We start from the raw sequence: 18,801 nt of genomic DNA on the forward strand, positions 1-18,801 counted from the left end.
ATATTCAATATCTCCCATTGACAACTAAACAGACAATTTCCTCTCACCCTGATCTTTTTACAACTTTTCTTCATTCATAACACCCTTTCTCAAAGTTTTTACCTTGATTCCTTTATAGAACGCAAAAAGCCTTTGAGGTTGTTTGGTAGCCATGGTAAAGAAACCATGATACACAAACAGCCCCAAAGGCTTATTATTTTATTAACCGCGTGTAACTTAATACCGCATAAAGAAAAAGAAATCAAGATAATTTAAGCATACAAAAAAGTTATCATCTTTTCAAGCTAGGAAGGGCGAGCATCAAGGAAATAAAAAATTAAACGATCTACATTTTCTTTTGATGTCTGGACTAAACCTTCAAATTCCTTTTCAGTAACTTCAACAATTACAGTACCTTCTGGTATTAAATTGTACTTATTAAGCGAATCAGCTGCGGACATTTCCTTTACTTCTGAAAAAATAGGTTCTACCTTTTTTCGAGTTGATATACCAAGGGTTTGATATGTTTTTTTTGTTAATCCGACAAACAGAAATAACTCATTATTACCTTGGTCAATATTCTTAGTTCGTGTGTAAAAATATTCAGTATATTGCTGCCCCAACAACTGTACACAACCTTCCTGGTCAAATAATTACAAAAGATAAATTTTTAATTCTTCTAGATAATTTGGCGAGTACCTTCCATATCTATGTTGCCTTTAAGCAAATATTATTTTACCTTATAGTAACATATGTAGAAGAAAATCTTCCTAAAAATGAATTGTTTATAGTCAATATAATCATACAAATTTCCAGTAACACAATCAAGAATTTTCCGAAAATTCAAGGGTTCCTGATTGAAAAATGTTTTTACAAGTAACAAAAAAAGAAGACTGCTTAAAAATTTAAACAGTCTTCCATCCCATTAATAATTTCTATGGTATCTTGAATTTAAGTAATTAAAGACATTTCCAATTATATTGACTCGAACTTCAAATTCCTCTGGAGAATAGTCATTTTCATAAATAACACTAAATACAAAGGATACTTCTGATCCTTTTTTAATCATTGTACCTTTTTCAGCAAACCTTTGTTCAAAATAGCTTCCTGATAAATAGGTGCTACTCTCTTGTGATAAAGAATCATTGGCACTAAACTGTTCCCCAGTTTCTAATACACCACTAATAGATACGTTTGAGGATTTAATTGGATAATCCGAAACATCCGCACCTAAAAGGAATTTTTCTCCTGAATAGAAAGAGTTAGGTGGATTGCCTTCCTTCATATGAATCTGTAGCCATTCATCAGTATGAAAAACGTTTCCTGACAGAATTAAAGGATATACTTCAGCCATTTTCGGGCCATCCTGTGCACCCGCTCCATCGGGATCGGTTACGGTTTGAGTAAAAGTCCACGTGCCTACATCTTCTGTATCATATGTTTGAATACTAAAGTTTCCAAACACATCAAGTGTAATGGGGTTTCCTCTCTTATCTAACGCTGTTGACCCCGTTTCTACGATAAATGAATCGCCATAAGGAGTAACAACTTGATATGAATAAGTGAGTGGATCTCCATTTGGGTCTTCAGCTGTAGATGTGACAACTAAGGGACTTCCTACATATGCATTCTTTACTGTAAATCCTGCCACTGGTGCTTCGTTGGTTGAATAAACATTAATGGTTTGATACGCATACTTATTTGGCTCTGCAGACCATAGACCATGTTCGTCTTTTACTTGCAAACGAACAATGTAAGTACCTTTTTCCTCAACCATTAATTCTGGATTACTCAATCTACCAGGTTGTGGAGGAACCTCCTCAAAATTAACGTCTGCTGTTGGGTCAGGATCGTCTTTGTCCACCTTTTTAAGCCACCAGCGCCATTCCGTTATATCATCACCATTCGGATCATAAGACATATCCTTTGGGACAAAAATTTGCCCCTGTTCGATCTCCTGATCTAGAGAAAATAACGGGATAGGTGGTACATTGACACCTGATGCATTCAATTCTTTAACTACATGTTCTTCTCGGTATTGGAAGTCAACCACTTCATTCTTCACTTCATACACTTTATTTGATAATGGAGAAGCGGGTAATCCTTCTTGCCAATTGCTTCGCCCTTTTTCTCTCCAATACCAAGTCTGTTTACGAATTCCAGGTCCATTTCCAATATCAATTGATTGCTTGTCTAAATCATATGCTTCATTAGTAATGGTGTAACTTCTGTTTGTCTCTATAGTAAAGCTAAATTCTGACACGGGTTTTCTGTGAACATATAGGGACCATTCATCATATTCCGTAGCCCATTTTCTATAGCTCTCAAATCGATCGTCTTTCCAAAATATAGGTTCATCTTTAGCTGTATAGATAGGGCGATAACTGCCAACCTTTGTAAATTCTTCAATAGGAATAGTCAAATCTTTAAGATGGCGCAAATCTTGTCCCATATCATTTTCAAAAAAATACGGATTATGGTCAAACTTCCATTTTTCTGTTAAAAGTGGATCGTTTTCTGCATCCTTATAATCTTTTAGATACTCTGCTTGTTCATCTAGGGTTAGATAGAGTTCCTTAGCCTCTTTTTTCTTATGAGCTTCCGAAATAATGTAATCTGCAATTTGATTAGCAAATCGTTCTAGATTTTCTGCTTCGGATAAACTATTAGGTTCATCACTTAGAAATGTACCACGGTTCATATTTCTTTGTATAATCGCATCCATCTGAGACCGATTAATTGAAGTACCTACCCCAATAAAATGAGCATCATACCCTAACATTAAATTGGAAATAGCTGTTGAATCAACATCGCCTCTACTTAAAAGGATTCCAAACATCATGTCATCGTTAGTTTCCGACCACGCACCAATTTCTCTATTTTGGTTCCAGGAATCTAAAACGGGTACAGCACGAAGAGAGTTAGTTTTGGTTCCATTTCCAAGTTGTCCTGTTGCGTTGTTACCTACAGCGTATACTTCACCTGTATCTAATAGTAATAACGTAAAAGTGTGATAGTTTGATATTTTTACAACCTTTTCATTACTGCCCCATGTATTGATCATTTTTACTGGACGGCTTTGGTCTACTTTATTTCCATTTCCAAGCTGACCTTGTGAGTTACTTCCGACTCCATATACATCTCCATGTTCAGTTAAGAAAAAGCCGCTATCATAACCTCCTACAATATCAACAATCTTATCTGTGCCCCAGGATTTATGGACAAGAGTTGGATTGTTCTTATCCTTGCCTAATCCGCTAGTCCCAATTCCTAATTGACCATTATAGTTTTGCCCCGCGGCATATACATCTCCATTTTCTATTAAGAAATAGGATGTATACTCTCCAGCAGCTACTTTTACAACCTTTTTATTACCCCAAGGCTTTTTAACAGGAGCGGCATTATGCAAAACAGTTGAAGTACTTTGCCCTGTTCCCAATTCGCCAGATCCATTGTTACCTGCTGCATAAGCGTTACCATTTTGATCCAAAAATAAAGAGTGAACTATTCTATTCGATGCTTGAACAATCCTATTTGTACCCCATTGACCTGTAGCTCTATTAATATAATAATGAGGAGTATTCGGCCCATCAGAAAATTCACCATGATATTCCCAGCCTTCTACGTAAACATCCCCATTTGAAAGTAAATAGAAAGAACTAGCTTGGCCAGCATCGATATCAGTTACCGATGCGTTTAACGGTAAATACATATATCCTTTTTGAACTTGAGAAGCGAAATTAGAAGATTTTCTTCCAGAGTAATAAGTTGGTCCAGTGGCAAAAACATTGCCATTATCCAATAAAAATAAAGCATGTGAACTTGCTGAAGCAACCTTAACAACTTTTGATGGTGCCCAGGTTTCAACTACTTTAACTGGAGTAGGATAAGATTCTCCCCCATTTGTTCCTAAACCAAATAGGTCACCACCACTTCCAGAATATCCATTACTACCGGCAGCATAAACTTCCCCTGAATCTAATACGAAGAAAGAACTACTCCAATAAGAGGAGATATCTACAACTTTCTTGTAAGGTTGTTTTAATGGTTTCACAGTTATATTGGCTTGGATGTTTTCAGCATTCAAGCGTTCTCGCGCAGTAGCCATTCCCGTTTCGACAGCTGCCAATGAATAAGGTGTCGCATCCTGATCCAATCCAATTTGTAGGCTAACGGTCATTTCGTCTTTCTCGGGCTCTTCTGCTTCTCCTTTTTTCCTTACATTATAGGTGGCATTAGGAGCAAGGTTGTCAACGGTAACTGTTCGTTCCTTTATTGGTTTTATGGGTATATTCAACTCCATTTGGGTTTCCGTTACTTGATGTCTTCTACGGTCCTTTGGCACCACAAAATCCTCAATAGTAGGTTGCCCAAAATCCTCAATTACCTTTAAATGAATCAGATATTTTCCTACCTTTTCAAGATTCCTAATTTCTAGGTTCTCTTCATTTTCCGTTGAAACAATAACTTCTTCCTCATCCTCAAAGTTGCCATCATTGTTAGAATCGTAATAATACGACCAGATACGTTGATTGATTTGATCGTCATTTGAATAGGATTTATCTGTTACTTTAATGATAGCTTTAGAATGTTCTGGTTGCTCTTTTACATCATCCCTAAAAATCTTCGTTGCCATATCAAAATCAGCAACGGGCAGTAAATCAGGTTTGATGTTTATTACTTTTTCTACGGTGTCTTCAAGGCCAACGCTATTTTTTACATACCGTTTTACCTTATAATCTCCCCTAACCTTCATTAAGACATCTATCATTTGATCATACGATAAATTCTGACTTAGGTCGGTATGGGTTTTGATGTATTGTTGGTTTTGAGGGTCTAATGCGGTTATGGACCACTTCTCTTCAACCATTGGAAAGGCATCGATAACCCCAATCCGATAATTATATGGCTCAAGCGCTTTTAGGGTGACTTTCCTATTTTCCTTTTCCGTTCCCCAAACGTAAAAATCTGCAGTCGGTTGGGGGGCAATAACTTTTACTGTGTGAGTTGCAGGAGAACTTGACGCTCCGTCATCATCTATTGCTCTTACAGAAATGGAGTAGGTTCCAATATTAGGGTAGATAATACCGCAAAGAAATGAGTCGGAAGGTTCCCTTTGGGAACTGCCGTTTGGTGGATTGATATACTTATATTCTTCAACCGTACCATCAACATCTTCCCCGAATGCATTAACACAAAAATCCTCCCCAGCCATTACTTCTGCTGGTCCTTCAATCCGTACAGTAGGTGGGATATTAGGTGGCGGCTGCGGTGGTCCGGGGTCTTCTCCACCTCCATCTCCAGGGTCTCCCCCCCCTGGATCTCCTCCTCCGGGGTCAGGTGGAATCCACTCCCCAGGTGGTTCAGGATCTTCGATCGGTTTGATACGAAAATCATAAGCATAACTATTCTGTTGTGCGGCATTAAACAGATAAAAAGGCCCTGTTTTCCCTTCCCATGTTGAAGCATCACCATAATGTCTCCAATGGGACTGGGAAATGGATAAAACCCACTGATTGCTAGATAAGGTACCTTTGAATGTGTGTGGCGTACATCTTCCATCTCCCGCCTCAGTTGGAGGACTTATATTACCAGTTGTTTCTAAAGTACAATCCCTAATGGAAATGGGATATGTCCGAGGACGATAAACAGGATATTTAAGGATTCCTTGAATTTCCCAACCCAGAGGTGGTGTATAAGCTGAGGGGCTTTCATATCCTGCAACGATTTTCCAGTTAGAGTACCCATTTTGTGCTGCCCATTGATGCCAGTTAAAACGGTTTGCATTCACACTTCTTAACAGCCATCTTTCATACCCTCGACTATCAGAGCTTAAAGATCCATCCCATAAACTTGAATTATGTTGCCGGTGAACTGCCGATGAAGGTCCACCAAGGGTATTTATTTTGGCAGCAGCGAAGGCAAATTGTTCATCATTAGGGACTGATAATATTGGAGATAATAAAAGCACCAATAAAACGATAAATATTTTTCTATTAAACTTCATTGCATTGTCCTTCTTATTGATATTTATAGCTAGTTTCAATCATTTCACCTCCAATAAAAAAAAGCACCCTCAAAGACAGAACAACACTGGGTCGTTTTGTACTTTGAGGGTGCTCCTCACATTTATATTTATACAAACATAATACCTAACCCTATTTCCTTAGTCAATAGATTACATAGAGATCCTAACTCTCTTCTAGTCAATAAAAAAAGAAGGCTATTTATCACAAATAGCCTTCATGCATATTAGTAATTCCTATGGTATCTTGAATTTAAGTAGTTAAAAACATTGTCTATAATGTTGACCTTTACTTCAAATTCCTCTGGAGAATAATCGTTTTCATAAACGACAGTAAATACAAAAGAAACTTCGGAGCCTTCTTTAATCATGGTTCCTTTTTTCGCAAACCTCTCTTCAAAATAGCTTCCCGATAAGTAAGTATTACTTTCTTGGGACAATGAAACATTAGCACTAAATGGTTCTCCTGTTTCCAATATCCCACTAATAGATACATTTGAAGATTTAATCGGATAATCGGATACATCTGCTCCTAAAAGAAATTTCTCTCCCGAATAGAAGGAATTAGGCGGGTTTCCCTCTTTCATATGGATTCGAAGCCATTCATCAGTATGGAACACGTTACCGGATAAAATTAATGGATAAACTTCAGCAGTTTTCGGGCCATCCTGCGTAACCGCCCCATCAGGGTCAGTAACCGTTTGAGTAAAAGTCCAAGTTCCAACATCAGCAGTATCATACGTTTGAATGCTAAAGTTCCCAAACTCGTCAAGAGTAATAGGGTTTCCTCTTCTGTCTAAAGTGGATGAACCTGTTTCGACGGTTAGGGCATCACCATATGGGGTGATTACCTGATATGAATAAGTGAGTGGATCTCCATTTGGGTCGTCAGCTGTAGATGTGACAACTAACGGACTTCCTACATAAGCATTTTTAACTGTAAATCCAGCCATAGGCGCTTCGTTGGTTGAATAAACATTAATGGTTTGATACGCATACTTATTTGGATCTGCAGACCATAAGCCGTGTTCGTCTTTTACTTGAAGTCGAACAATATAAGTACCTTTTTCATCAACAAGTAATTCAGGATTACTTAATCTACTAGGTTGTGAAGGTACCTCCTCAAAATTAATGTCTGCTGTTGAGTCAGTGTCATCCTCTTCAACCTTTTTAATCCACCAGCGCCATTCCGTAATATCGTCACCATTCGGATCATAGGACATATCTTTAGGTACAAAAATTTGTCCCTGCTCTACTTCCTGGTCTAGTGAGAATAAAGGTATTGGTGGGACATTGACACCTGATGCATTCAATTCCTTAATAACACTTTCTTCTCTATGTTGGAAATCAATGACAGAATTCTTTATTTCATATACTTTGTTAGAAAGCGGAGATGCTGGCAGCCCTTCTTGCCAAGTGCTTTGTCCTTTTTCTCTCCAATACCAAGTCTGTTTACGAATTCCAGGTCCGTTTCCAATATCAATGGATTGCTTGTCTAAATCATATGCTTCATTGGTAATTGTATAGTTTCGCTTTGTATCAATTGTAAAACTAAATTTAGGGACTGGTTTACGGTGAACAAAAATAGACCATTCATCATATTCCGGCGACCATTTCCTATAACTGTCAAAGCGGTTGTCTTTCCAAAAGATTGGTTCGTCTTTTGCCGAATAGTTTGGACGGTAAAGCCCAACTTTTGAAAATTGTTCAATAGGAGCAGTTAGCTCTTTCAAGTGCCGCGGATCTTGCCCCATATCATTTTCAAATACTGATGGGTCATGTGCAAATTTCCATTTCTCTGTTAAGAGCGGGTCGTTTTCAGCATCATTATAGCTTTTTTGATAATCTGCCTGCTCGTCTAGAGTTAAATAGAGTTCTTTGGCTTCTTGTTTCTTCTTTATTTCAGAAATGATATAGTCTGCCAGTTCATTTGCGATTCGCTCAATGTTTTGGTTATCAGTTAATCCGTTTGGCTCTTCTCTAATAAAAGTTCCGCGATTAAGATTTCTTTGTATGATAGCCTCCATTTGTGACCGATTTCCGGCTGCACCTACACCAACAAAGCTTGCATCAAAGCCCATCATTTGATTTGCTATATGAGTGCTATCAACAGCATCCCGACTTAATAGAACACCAAACATCATATCGTATGATTCTTTCCAAGCTGAGTTATCGCGGCTTTGGTTCCAAGAATCAAGTATTGGAAGAGCTTTAGTCGAATCTTTTTTTGTGCCATTACCAAACTGCCCATAATCATTTCTACCCACAACGTAGACTTCACCTGTTTCGAGTAGAAAAAGGGTATGCCGGACGCTATAATGGACTTTTTTAACCTTAGCATCACCCCATGTATTAACAACTTTTACAGGTTTATTCTTATCGATTTTAGTTCCATCTCCAAGCTCGCCCTCTGTGTTTTCTCCGACTGCATAAACTTCCCCATTTTCTAGTAAAAAGAAACCAGAATATTGTCCAGCATTAACACTAGCAACTTTTTCGTTTCCCCAAGTTTCGCTAACAGGGACAGGTTTGGTTCGGTCTGTATTAGACCCATCTCCTATTTGTCCATAATAACCGTTTCCAGCAGCATAAACTTCCCCAGTTTCTAATAGGAAGTATGACACATATCTTCCCGCAGAAACTTGTTTAACCTTTTTTGATCCCCAAGTTTTAGTTACCGCAACCGGTTTGTTTTTCTCGGTTTTATTACCTATTCCTAATTCTCCAGCATCATTACTTCCTGTAGCCCAAACATTACCTTTTTCATCAAGAAATAGTGTGTGATTAGTTCCTGAAGAAACCTGTACAATTTTATTTGTTCCCCAGGATTCAATCACTTGTCCCCAATAAGTATCCGCAGAAGTTCCTCTCCCGAGCATAGCACTGGGGGCATCCCCCGCAGAAAATACTTCTCCTGATCCATATAAAAGGAATGATGAGTAATACCCTGCTTCAGCAGCAATTACACCAGAATCCCAACCTATACGTTTAGGGACATTTGTACGTCTATGAGAACTAGTATACGGAATTTCACCAGAGTAATAGGCTTCTCCATTATCAAGTAATATCAAAGCATGACCTAAACCCTGTGAAATTGCAATTGCTTTTGCGTCATCTGCCCATGTTTTTATCATGGGAACCGGTATTGGATGATCACCCCTGTTAGTACCGAGTCCGTTTAAAGATTCTGTATTTCCAGCGCTATAAATTTCCCCGGAATCTAATAGAAACATAGAATTTAATAAACTAGAAGACATATCTACAACTTTTTTTAGCGGTGTCTTCAATGGTTCAACTGAGATGTTCGCTTGGATATTTTCAGCATTTAAACGTTCCCTTAACTTTGTCATTCCAGATTGAACTTGAGAAATAGAATAAGGTACTTCATCTAAAGCAATTTGTACATCAACCTTAGGTTGTTTTTCGTTGGGTTGTTCGGTTTCTCCCTTTTTCCTAACATTATAAGTGGCATTTGGTGCAAGATTATCTACAGTTACTGTTCGTTGTTCTAAAGGCTTTATAGGGATATTTAACTCTGTTTGACTTTCGGATACATGATGCCTACGTCTATCTTCGGGAACAACAAATTCATCAATGGTAGGTTGCCCAAACTTTTCAATTACTTTTAATTGGATAAGGTATTTGCCAACCTTTTCTACCCTAATATTAATATCCTCCTCATTATTAGTAGAGACAACCACTTCCTCTTCATCTGAAAAATCCCCATCATTATTTAAATCATAATAGTAAGACCAAATGCGTTGTCCTATTTTATCATCATCTGAGTAAGATTTATCTATAGTCTTAATTACAGCTTTTGAGTATTCAGGTTGATTTTTCACATCGTCTCTAAACAATTTTGTGGTAACATCCAAGTCTGCAACTGGCAATAGATCAGGTTGAACTGTAATTATTTTCTCAACAGTATCTTCTAGACCAATACTATTTTTAACGTATCGTTTTACTTTGTACTGCCCACGAACCTTTATCAGAATGTCAATGGCCTCTTTATAAGACAAATTATCATTCAAATTTGCGTGTGTCATGATATATTTTTGTTTTTCTGGATCAACAGCAGTTATTGACCATTTTTCCTCAACCATGGGGAATGCTTCTATGACACCTGCACGGTAAGTATTTAAGTATCTATACGGATGGACAGGATCTAAAGTAATTTTTCTATTTTCTTTTTCTGTTCCTCTTACATAAAAGTTCGCACTTGGTTGAGGTGCAATGACCTTAACATTATGTGTGGCAGGTTTACTTTGAGCCCCCTCGTTATCTATGGCTCTTACTAATATGGAGTAATTTCCCGTTTTAGGATAAGACGGGTATAACAAATTATCGTTTTGTTCCGTAGCAGGAGGTACATTACTAAATCGATATTCTTCTACGGTACCATCCACATCTTCCCCAGCAGCCCAAACTAAGAATGTTTCGCCCGCCATTACTTCTTCAGGTCCGTAAATTTCCACAGTGGGCGGAATATTAGGTGGTGGTTGTGGAGGCCCAGGGTCTCCTCCCCCTCCATCCCCAGGGTCGGGCTCTCCTCCTCCACCAGGGTCAGGTGGAATCCATTCTTCGGGAGGTTCTGGGTCTGCAATAGGTTTGATACGAAAATCATAGGCATAACCATTTTGCTGTGCCGCATTAAACAGATAAAATGGCCCCGTTTTTCCTTCCCAAGTAGACGCGTCACCATAGTATCTCCAATGTGACTTAGAGATAGATAATACCCACTGGTTACTGATTAGAGTTCCTTGGAATGTATGTGGCGTACATCTTCCATCTCCCGCCTCTGTTGCAGGGCTGGTTTGGCCTGTTGTTTCTAAAGTACAGTCCCTAATGGAAATGGGATAGGTTCTAGGACGGTAAACAGGATATTTAAGGATTCCTTGGATTTCCCATCCAGGAGGTGGTGTGTAGGCTGTGGGGCTCTCATATCCTGCAACAATTTGCCAATTAGAGTACCCATTTTGGAACGCCCATTGATGCCAACTAAAACGGTTTGTATTTACACTTCTTAACAGCCATCTTTCATACCCTCGACTATCAGAACTTAAAGATCCATCCCATAAACTTGAATTATGTTGCCGGTGAACTGCCGATGAAGGTCCACCTAAAGTGTTCATTTTGGCAGCAAAGGCAACTTGTTCATCATTGGGTAGAATAAGTGGCGATAATAAAAGTACTAATAAAAAAAGAAACAACTTTTTATTTAGCTTCATTCTCCTTCCCCTTTTTTGTAGGTGTGATTATTAACTTTTTTCAACCACTTCACCTCCAATAAAAAAAGCACCCTCAAAGACAGAACGACACTAGGTCGTTTTGTACTTTGAGGGTGCTCCTCATTCGATATTATTGATACTAACATAATACCGAATCTATTATACTAAGTCAATTTGCTTGTTACTCCTGACCGTGCATAATACGCACCAAACGGAGATTCCTTTTGGATGGGGTTTCATACAAAACCTTTGATGAATCACGTTCAACATACATTTTTGCTCCGACTCCATATAAGCCTTTTTTTTCATTCAGATACTTATATACTCTATATTCATCTCCAGCTTTCAAGTCTCTTACCTTCTCTAATTTTCCATTATCCAACCGTTTCCAAAGAGTGGTAGGATGTTTGATAGTTACTTTCCCCAACTGACTCTGCCAAAGCTCAGTTTTCCCCCACATTACTTTATTAAGAAGGGGAAACGTTCCGTCTTTCTTTACCTGTTTTATTGCTTCTGGAACCACGTAGGAATCTGGGTAAAAATAAGCTTTTACTTGACCATCTTCTCTTAGTGCAGATCCAATACCACCAAACCAATAAACACCATCTTTACTATAATTCTCAGGTAGATAAATAGCTAATCCTAAATAGTAATCAGGATCGGAAAAATCACTAAACTGCATTAAACCATTTCTAATTCTTCCATTTTTTTTAGCCAACGAATCTACTTCACCTTGTTTTGCAAAATCATAACCATAATCAGGTCTAAAATTTAGTGGTGCAATATATGGTTGTTTCTCTTGGTCCAATTCAGAGTGCATATGAAAGTTTACTGCAAGTGGTTTCGAGATTCTCCAGTTTACCCACTCAATGTTCCATTCTTTCTTAGGTTGGTCTACACGAATAAGCAATGTACCTTTACGATCCCCTACGTGAATATGATAACTATTCTTTCCAGTCCATTCTACTTTAAGTTGTTCAATTTCGTGATTATCCGGCAACTTAGTTGCTGCCTGTACTTGGACTTCGTCTCCTACACTTGTTTGAGCTAGTAACACTCCAAAAGCCATAACACTCGATATAATCAATTTTTTTATCATTTTCATTCCTCCTAATTAACCATTTATTATATAACATTATATTATAAGTGTTAATAAACTACAACTAACTTTTAGTGAAGAAGATTCGAACATCACACTTCCTTATGGGCCTTATACAATGCAAAAAGCGGTTCTAGACATTTGATGGACAGCCCAAAGGGAACACACCAAAAGTCAAAGAGACCGCTTTATTCCATAACCGCAGACAACCTAGTGTCGCAAAAAATTTAGAAAACTATTATTAATACTAGACTATCATGTATGGAAATAACCTTCAATGTGATTTAAAGTTTAGTAGAAACTTTTTACAAATATCTATTTCATTTTAAGCGGTTAGTGTAGTTTTTAGCCTCCGTAGCCTTTATATTCTTGAATAACAACAAAAGGAGTAGTTTTTCCAGCTCCTTGTATCTTTACATCTACAATATGGGCAACTGAAGGGCCGAAAATAGCACGTTCAAATTTTTTTCCATTGGGTAACATGTACTCCCAGGTCATCGGGAAACTTCCCACAAAGTTATCATCAAGGTATACAATATCTATAATTTTTAACGGTTCCGTAAAAAATATATCAGAAGAAGGGGATAACATGGAATCAACAGGCAAGTTATGCTGAATACTTTGATACATAACCTCTTCTGCTTTTGGTTGGTCAAATACTATAAACCCCTCCGATAATGGCATGATTTCCACTTGCAACGCCGCATCATGCACCGCATGTTCTAATCCATACTGAATGGTTCGGTAAGCCCGGTCCATTAAAACGATTTCTACATCCTTTACCCAAAAATATAGGCACGATGCTAAAATCATCATAAACATAATCAATTTTTCCATGTTTTCCCCTCCTTCTGCATTTAATTAATAAATTCACTCATGCGGGTAGCTGTATGAATATGATATTTATCGCTTGTTGTGCCTTCAAACAAGTTTTCAAACAGCAAAAATTGATATTTATTTGGTACCTTTAAAGTCCCCTCAATATAATCCCCTCTGTAAGTAGGCCTTTCAGTTCCAATAAATTCAATTTCTGCTTCTTGGTATCCAACCGCACTTAAAACAGCATACATATCATTTTTGATATCTTCGGTAAAGTATCCATCGATGGCAGCCCGTTCAACCCCTCGTTGGATGGCAACTTGGACAACCTTTTCTCGCCCTTCTTCTAGTCGATCTAAAGATGGCTGAAACAGCAGAAGGAGTGAAAAAGGGAGTAACATCATAAAGACGATTAATTTTTCCACGTTATAAAACCTCCCATAAATCAGCGAACCCCGGTATGAATAGGGGGTTCGCTTTAACCAATTCTAAACAATTTAGTTTTATGGAGTAGTAGTTCCTTTACTGAAGTTATCCATTGTTGTGTTTGCATCTTGAATAATCGTTTGTGTTTTATCCTTCATATCAATAGAGTCTTGTTGAAGTCCACCTTCTTGGAAAATAGTTTGACTTGTAACAGCAACCGCAAATAAAATTACCATTAATAAAATAAGTAGTTTATCCATTAAGTATTTCCTCCATTAAATTTGATATTTTAGTTATTATTGAGTTTATCGATATAAACATGGGTGTCGGTCATTATCTTTTGAGTATTTTCTTTTGTTTCTTTGGTATCTTTGATAAGACCGTTATCCTGGAATAATGTAATACTTGTAATACCCACCCCAGCTAAAATGATCATTAATAAAATAATTAGTTTATCCAAAGCTTGTACACCACCTCCCTATTTTCCTTTTATGGAGTAGTAGTTCCTTTGCTGAAGTTATCCATAGTTGTATTAGCATCCTGAATAATCGTTTGAGTTTTATCTTTCATATCAATAGAATCTTGTTGAAGTCCACCTTCTTGGAAAATTGTTTGGCTAGTGACAGCAACCGCAAATAAAATAACCATCAGTAAAATTAAAAGCTTGTCCATTTCTTCTCCTCCATTTTTGAATGATAAATATCTGTAAAATCCATCAGCCAGTGCTGATCTCATTAACATTCGACATAATGTCTTTGTACCACATGTAGAAAACAGTTACTTCATTGATAAAAACCATCATGGCCCCGAATACAACTAAAGAAAAAATGAGATTCTTTCTTCTTCTAAGATAATCGGTATAGCGGTTATATAAGTGGTTAGAAAACTCTTGTCTCTTTTGCTCAAGAAGCAGCAGTGCTTGTTCTGTCCCCGTTGCTTCAACTTCCTTCATAACGACACCGAGCATTTTTGATTCGGGAGTATCTATTTCATTAGCAAATACCTCCCATGCTTCATGTAAATGTTTTTTTTCTAATAGCGGCAACATTTTTTCAAGCGGCATACGAATGTATTTGTAATAAGGTAAAGTTTGCTGAATGATGTAATAGGTATTTGCAAGCCCATTAGACCGCATTTGAAACTGGGATTTGATCTCGTTGTATAACTGATAAACCTCATTAGATACTTCATTGGCATGTTTGCGCTGGAAAAACTTAACCATGTAGAATAATGGGTAGGGTTTTTTTGGTGTCAAAATAATGGACAAGGATCCCCACATCACTATATCCAACACCGAAAGCAGTGCTTTTCCTGTTATTACTCCAAACAAAACAATGATTATAAGCAAAACCAATATCCCAATACGCAGGGCATTGATTCGGACACTATTGATAAACAGTGGAACCCCATGCCGTCTTAGGAATGTCTCATGTTCTTGGTTATAAAGTTTCTCTTGCCATATGGTCCAGCGATGGATGAGATATTTTCTTCTAAAACGGTTACGCCTACGCTCATCATATTGTGATCTTTGTAAGAATAAATAACTGAGTAACAGCAGAATGCCTATCAACAAGATATAAACAGTTTGGTAATTCTGAATGAGCCAATCCACGTATATCCTCCTTTCTACATTTTCTTAGGTCGTTTGACCATTAAGGCTAGACCCATCCCGATTAATCCAAACACAACGGAAATCAAAAAAGATTTTAGTCCCTTATCGGTTTGGAATTGATAATAAAAGGCTTCTCCGTTAGGAATTAACCATTTATCATTAATGATATGAAGCATGATTAATAAGGGGATTGGTGCATAACCAATCAATGCTGTTTCTCTTGCTTCGGTCTCTGCATCCCGAATTCTTTTATTAAACTCAGTGATGTCCTCTACTAAATCTTCTATTAATCTAGTAACTGGCACCCCATCCTTACAAGCTCGTAGTATAATACTTGCAAGGTTTTTTCCTCTAAAATGACCTAACTGGAAAGCAAACGTTTCAGCTGCTAATTCTTTCATTTCATCGTCATCATGCATCCTTGCAAATAGCCGGGCATAGGCAATTTGACTTTGCCCTTCTACCTTTTCTGAAACAGATTTCAATGCATAAAGCATATGGTAGTGATTTTTCTGATATTCTTGTAATAAAACAACGGATGCCTCAACCAATTCATCCTGTAGGACGGTCTGTTGTTGCTTATGACGTAAATAAAGAAAACTGATTGGTAAGGCATAGAAAAACATGGCCGATAGAATAGCTGCTAATCCAATACCATGAATTAATAAATAAAGTATGATCGTGAAACAAGCGAAAAATAAAAACTGTGTTAACACGATACGTGAAAAGTACTCTAATTCATATTTTCTTAGAGACGAAGTTAACAGAAAGTGATATTTTCTCATAATCGGAAATTGAAGCCATTTACGATTATATACAGCTAATCGCATCTTGCGATTAACCTTAAAACGTTCACGTGTTCTGCGGATGTTAAGACCTAAACCTATCCAAATTCCAATTACACTTGCCAGACCAATCCCGTAAATTAAGACATTCAAACCAATTTGATAAAAATTGGCCATCCTTATTCACCTGCCTGAATCGTTCCGCGATTTTCTAAGGAGCTGAGGGTAAGGATAAATTGTTCAAAAGCCTCACGATGATATTTTCTTACTAATCTTTCAAAACGTTCAGGGATATGACTATTAAAAACCCATTCTTTTCTGTAAATATCGAAATTCATAATGGTAAATAACTTTATTTCGCTTGTTTGAGGATCCACATCATACAAATGAATTCCTGTTACCTTTTTTTCTAACTGTTCTTGTCCTTGATCTTCGTACAGTACCTCATCCATGGAAACAGCAAAATGAAGGTTTCTTGCAAATGTCTCATAAACTACTTTAGATTCCGTACCGTTTGGATAATACTGAAGATACAGGTTACCCATTATTTCAGGTATGTTAATGGGATCTAAATCGTGAAGGGTACCCATTACTTGTTTAATCCCTTGTAAACTAGCACGTCTATAAAGACCTACTTCATGTTCACGAATTTCCCCTAATACTACTCGCCCTATATCATGTCGAAGAATGGAAGCCATAATAATCTGTTCAAACTCTTCCCCCCGACCAATCATATGTAGAATATTTGATTGGGGATGAATCTCCCGAACATCAAATTCGGGATAACTTTCTGCATATACCGTATTTATTCGCTCAGGAACCTTTACTCCGTTTCTTTTTTCATAACAGGCATAATGTAAAAAGGCCTGTAACATTGTAGATTTTCCGCAACCAGGTGGCCCAGCAATAACACTATTGACTTGGAATCTAGCTAAGCTTTCGAACAATGGAATGGCTGAATCAGGAATGGTTCCGAAGCTTGCTTGGTTTTCAAAACTTAGATCCTTAATTACTTTCCTTCGCATGGTAATAACAGGTTCTCCATGCATTCTTTTTGGAATCATAATTGATACACGGAGGTTATCATGAGTTTTTGTTTCCATTTCCGGGTTTGTATGCTCATTTAATGTCGTTCGAGCATTCATATTTGAAAAACGTTGAGCTAATTCTAAAACCTGTTTTACACTTTTAAATCGGAAGGGCTGTAATTCCCAACCCCAGGAGCGTTTGAATTTGATATCCACCCCAAGAACCTGTGCACCTTCACAATCTCTTTCATAACGAAAGGCAGCAAGTGGACCCCATCCGAATTCTTCTTCAAAAAGACCATCGACTAAAGAACGATAGTACTCAGGAAAAGGTGTGTCTCTTAATCCTTGTTCGACAACAAAATCATCGATATGCTTTTTAATCAAATTCACCGATGACGGTATGCCTTGCATGGCTTCATGATAAATATTTACATAATCTTCCTTTGTTTCGCCGATTGCTCGCTGCTCTACTTTTTTATCGTAAATCGTATAAACATATTGTCTTGCTTGTTCTGCTAGTGTATAGAAATCTTGTTGCCGATTTCGCTGCTGAGTAATATTCCGATTTCTTTGGTATTTTTTGATATCTAGTGTTTTCCGAGCAGATGGAGGCGAGTATACGGAATCTTTGCGAATAATAGTTGTTTCCATCATGCGCGCCCCCTTGCAAAGAATCTAAAAAATCCACCTCTTGATTCTTCTTGGCCCTCTGTGGCTTCCTCTGCAATCGCACGAGAAAGACCTTCAATCACCTTATTAAATGGCTTATATTCAGCTTGAGCTAAAATGCCATCTTCGATAACGGCATCACTTGCTTCCGGGAAAAACGGAACTTGTGCAAGTATAGGTACATTGTGTGCTTCTTCCAATTGTTTAGGTGTAATAATGGCACGAGTAGCTACTTTATTGACAACTTGATACATGGATTTAGGATGAAAATCAAAACGATTTAAAACCTGTTCCTGCCACCTTTTATATTCATCTATCGACAACGATTCCTGCGAAGAGACTAAAACATGTGTATTAGATAGTTGTAATCCAGTAAGCGGTAAATAACTATCATAAAATGAACCAACATCTAAAATGACGATATTAAAATGATCTTTAGCAAAATGAATGAGCCGCTCCACGGGCTTAGAATCAAAGGTCATTGCTTTATAGAAGTCCCTATTCCCTACTAAGTAATAAAACTGATTAACCTTTGTAAGGTAAGGAACCAGACTTTCACCATCATAAATAACATTGCTTTCGATTAAGTCATAAATTTGTTCAAATGAATAAGTGGACTGAACATTGCTAATTTCACCAGGGTTGTAAGGATTTAGTCCAATAACAATGGTTTTATAATTCAATTCTCCAAGTGTTTGGCCAATCGATAGGGATAATTGAGTCACCCCAACCTGCCTATGGGTACCATGAATAGAAACAACATTGTGATATTCTGTTTGCTCCTCCAAGCCGAACCAGGCTTTTTGAATCGTATTAAGCTGCTCCCTTTCACTCATATCTTTTGTAATCAAAAGAATGTCATAGGTGATACAAGCTTTTTGAAAAAAAGGATCTGCAGTTTCAGATAAGATAAGTATTTTCTGTTTAGGAAATTTTTGCCTTAATTGAATAATGTCAGAAGCCAATAGCTCCATTTGCTCTGTAAGAATGACATCGATTTTTCTATCCTTAATAATTTCATCAAAGGACTGTACCTCAATTTGATCAGAAAATTGGCGTGTATACAGAACCAATCTTCTTAATGTTTCAGTTGGCTGAATGATAGCTGTTTTCAAAACGATCGCTCCT

The 18,801-nt window shown here is 37.5% G+C and carries 13 protein-coding genes; all 13 read right to left on the reverse strand.

From position 1 onward, the window contains the following. Positions 1-284 precede the first annotated feature (284 nt). Positions 285-605 carry a hypothetical protein gene (locus AC1Q59_RS15605; protein WP_492366774.1) on the reverse strand — a complete coding sequence of 107 codons (321 nt, stop codon included), beginning with the start codon at positions 603-605 and terminating at the stop codon, positions 285-287. A gap of 299 nt (positions 606-904) precedes the next feature. Beyond that, complete coding sequence (locus AC1Q59_RS15610) at positions 905-6,025, reverse strand: hypothetical protein (RefSeq protein WP_492366775.1); 5,121 nt, start codon at positions 6,023-6,025, stop codon at positions 905-907. Between the two features lie 206 nt (positions 6,026-6,231). Next, positions 6,232-11,232, reverse strand: a complete 5,001-nt coding sequence (locus AC1Q59_RS15615; protein ID WP_492366776.1) for an RCC1 domain-containing protein — start codon at positions 11,230-11,232, stop codon at positions 6,232-6,234. A 181-nt stretch (positions 11,233-11,413) separates the two neighbouring features. After that, a complete protein-coding gene (locus tag AC1Q59_RS15620; RefSeq protein WP_492366777.1) occupies positions 11,414-12,331 on the reverse strand; it encodes a hypothetical protein in 918 nt (305 codons plus the stop codon). 345 nt (positions 12,332-12,676) lie between these two features. Then, positions 12,677-13,168, reverse strand: coding sequence for a hypothetical protein (locus AC1Q59_RS15625; protein WP_492366778.1), 492 nt, complete (start codon positions 13,166-13,168; stop codon positions 12,677-12,679). A 20-nt stretch (positions 13,169-13,188) separates the two neighbouring features. Continuing rightward, positions 13,189-13,575: a hypothetical protein gene (locus AC1Q59_RS15630; protein ID WP_492366779.1), complete on the reverse strand. Its 387-nt coding sequence runs from the start codon at positions 13,573-13,575 to the stop codon at positions 13,189-13,191. A 78-nt stretch (positions 13,576-13,653) separates the two neighbouring features. Next, entirely contained in the window at positions 13,654-13,836 is a 183-nt protein-coding gene (locus AC1Q59_RS15635) for a hypothetical protein (RefSeq protein ID WP_492366780.1), read from the reverse strand. Positions 13,837-13,865: 29 nt separating this feature from the next. Then, positions 13,866-14,036, reverse strand: a complete 171-nt coding sequence (locus AC1Q59_RS15640) for a hypothetical protein (protein ID WP_492366781.1) — start codon at positions 14,034-14,036, stop codon at positions 13,866-13,868. 29 nt (positions 14,037-14,065) lie between these two features. Then, positions 14,066-14,248, reverse strand: a complete 183-nt coding sequence (locus AC1Q59_RS15645) for a hypothetical protein (RefSeq protein WP_492366780.1) — start codon at positions 14,246-14,248, stop codon at positions 14,066-14,068. A gap of 43 nt (positions 14,249-14,291) precedes the next feature. After that, on the reverse strand, positions 14,292-15,188 hold the full coding sequence (locus tag AC1Q59_RS15650; RefSeq protein ID WP_492366782.1) for a hypothetical protein: 897 nt from the start codon (positions 15,186-15,188) through the stop codon (positions 14,292-14,294). 14 nt (positions 15,189-15,202) lie between these two features. Beyond that, entirely contained in the window at positions 15,203-16,150 is a 948-nt protein-coding gene (locus tag AC1Q59_RS15655; RefSeq protein ID WP_492366783.1) for a hypothetical protein, read from the reverse strand. A 2-nt stretch (positions 16,151-16,152) separates the two neighbouring features. Next, a complete protein-coding gene (locus tag AC1Q59_RS15660; protein WP_492366784.1) occupies positions 16,153-17,658 on the reverse strand; it encodes an ATPase, T2SS/T4P/T4SS family in 1,506 nt (501 codons plus the stop codon). Beyond that, entirely contained in the window at positions 17,655-18,788 is a 1,134-nt protein-coding gene (locus AC1Q59_RS15665; protein WP_492366785.1) for a CpaE/TadZ family protein, read from the reverse strand. Before AC1Q59_RS15665 ends, AC1Q59_RS15660 begins: the two co-directional genes overlap by 4 nt. Positions 18,789-18,801: the final 13 nt, after the last annotated feature.

It is taken from the genome of Cytobacillus sp. MT66 (assembly GCF_058792595.1).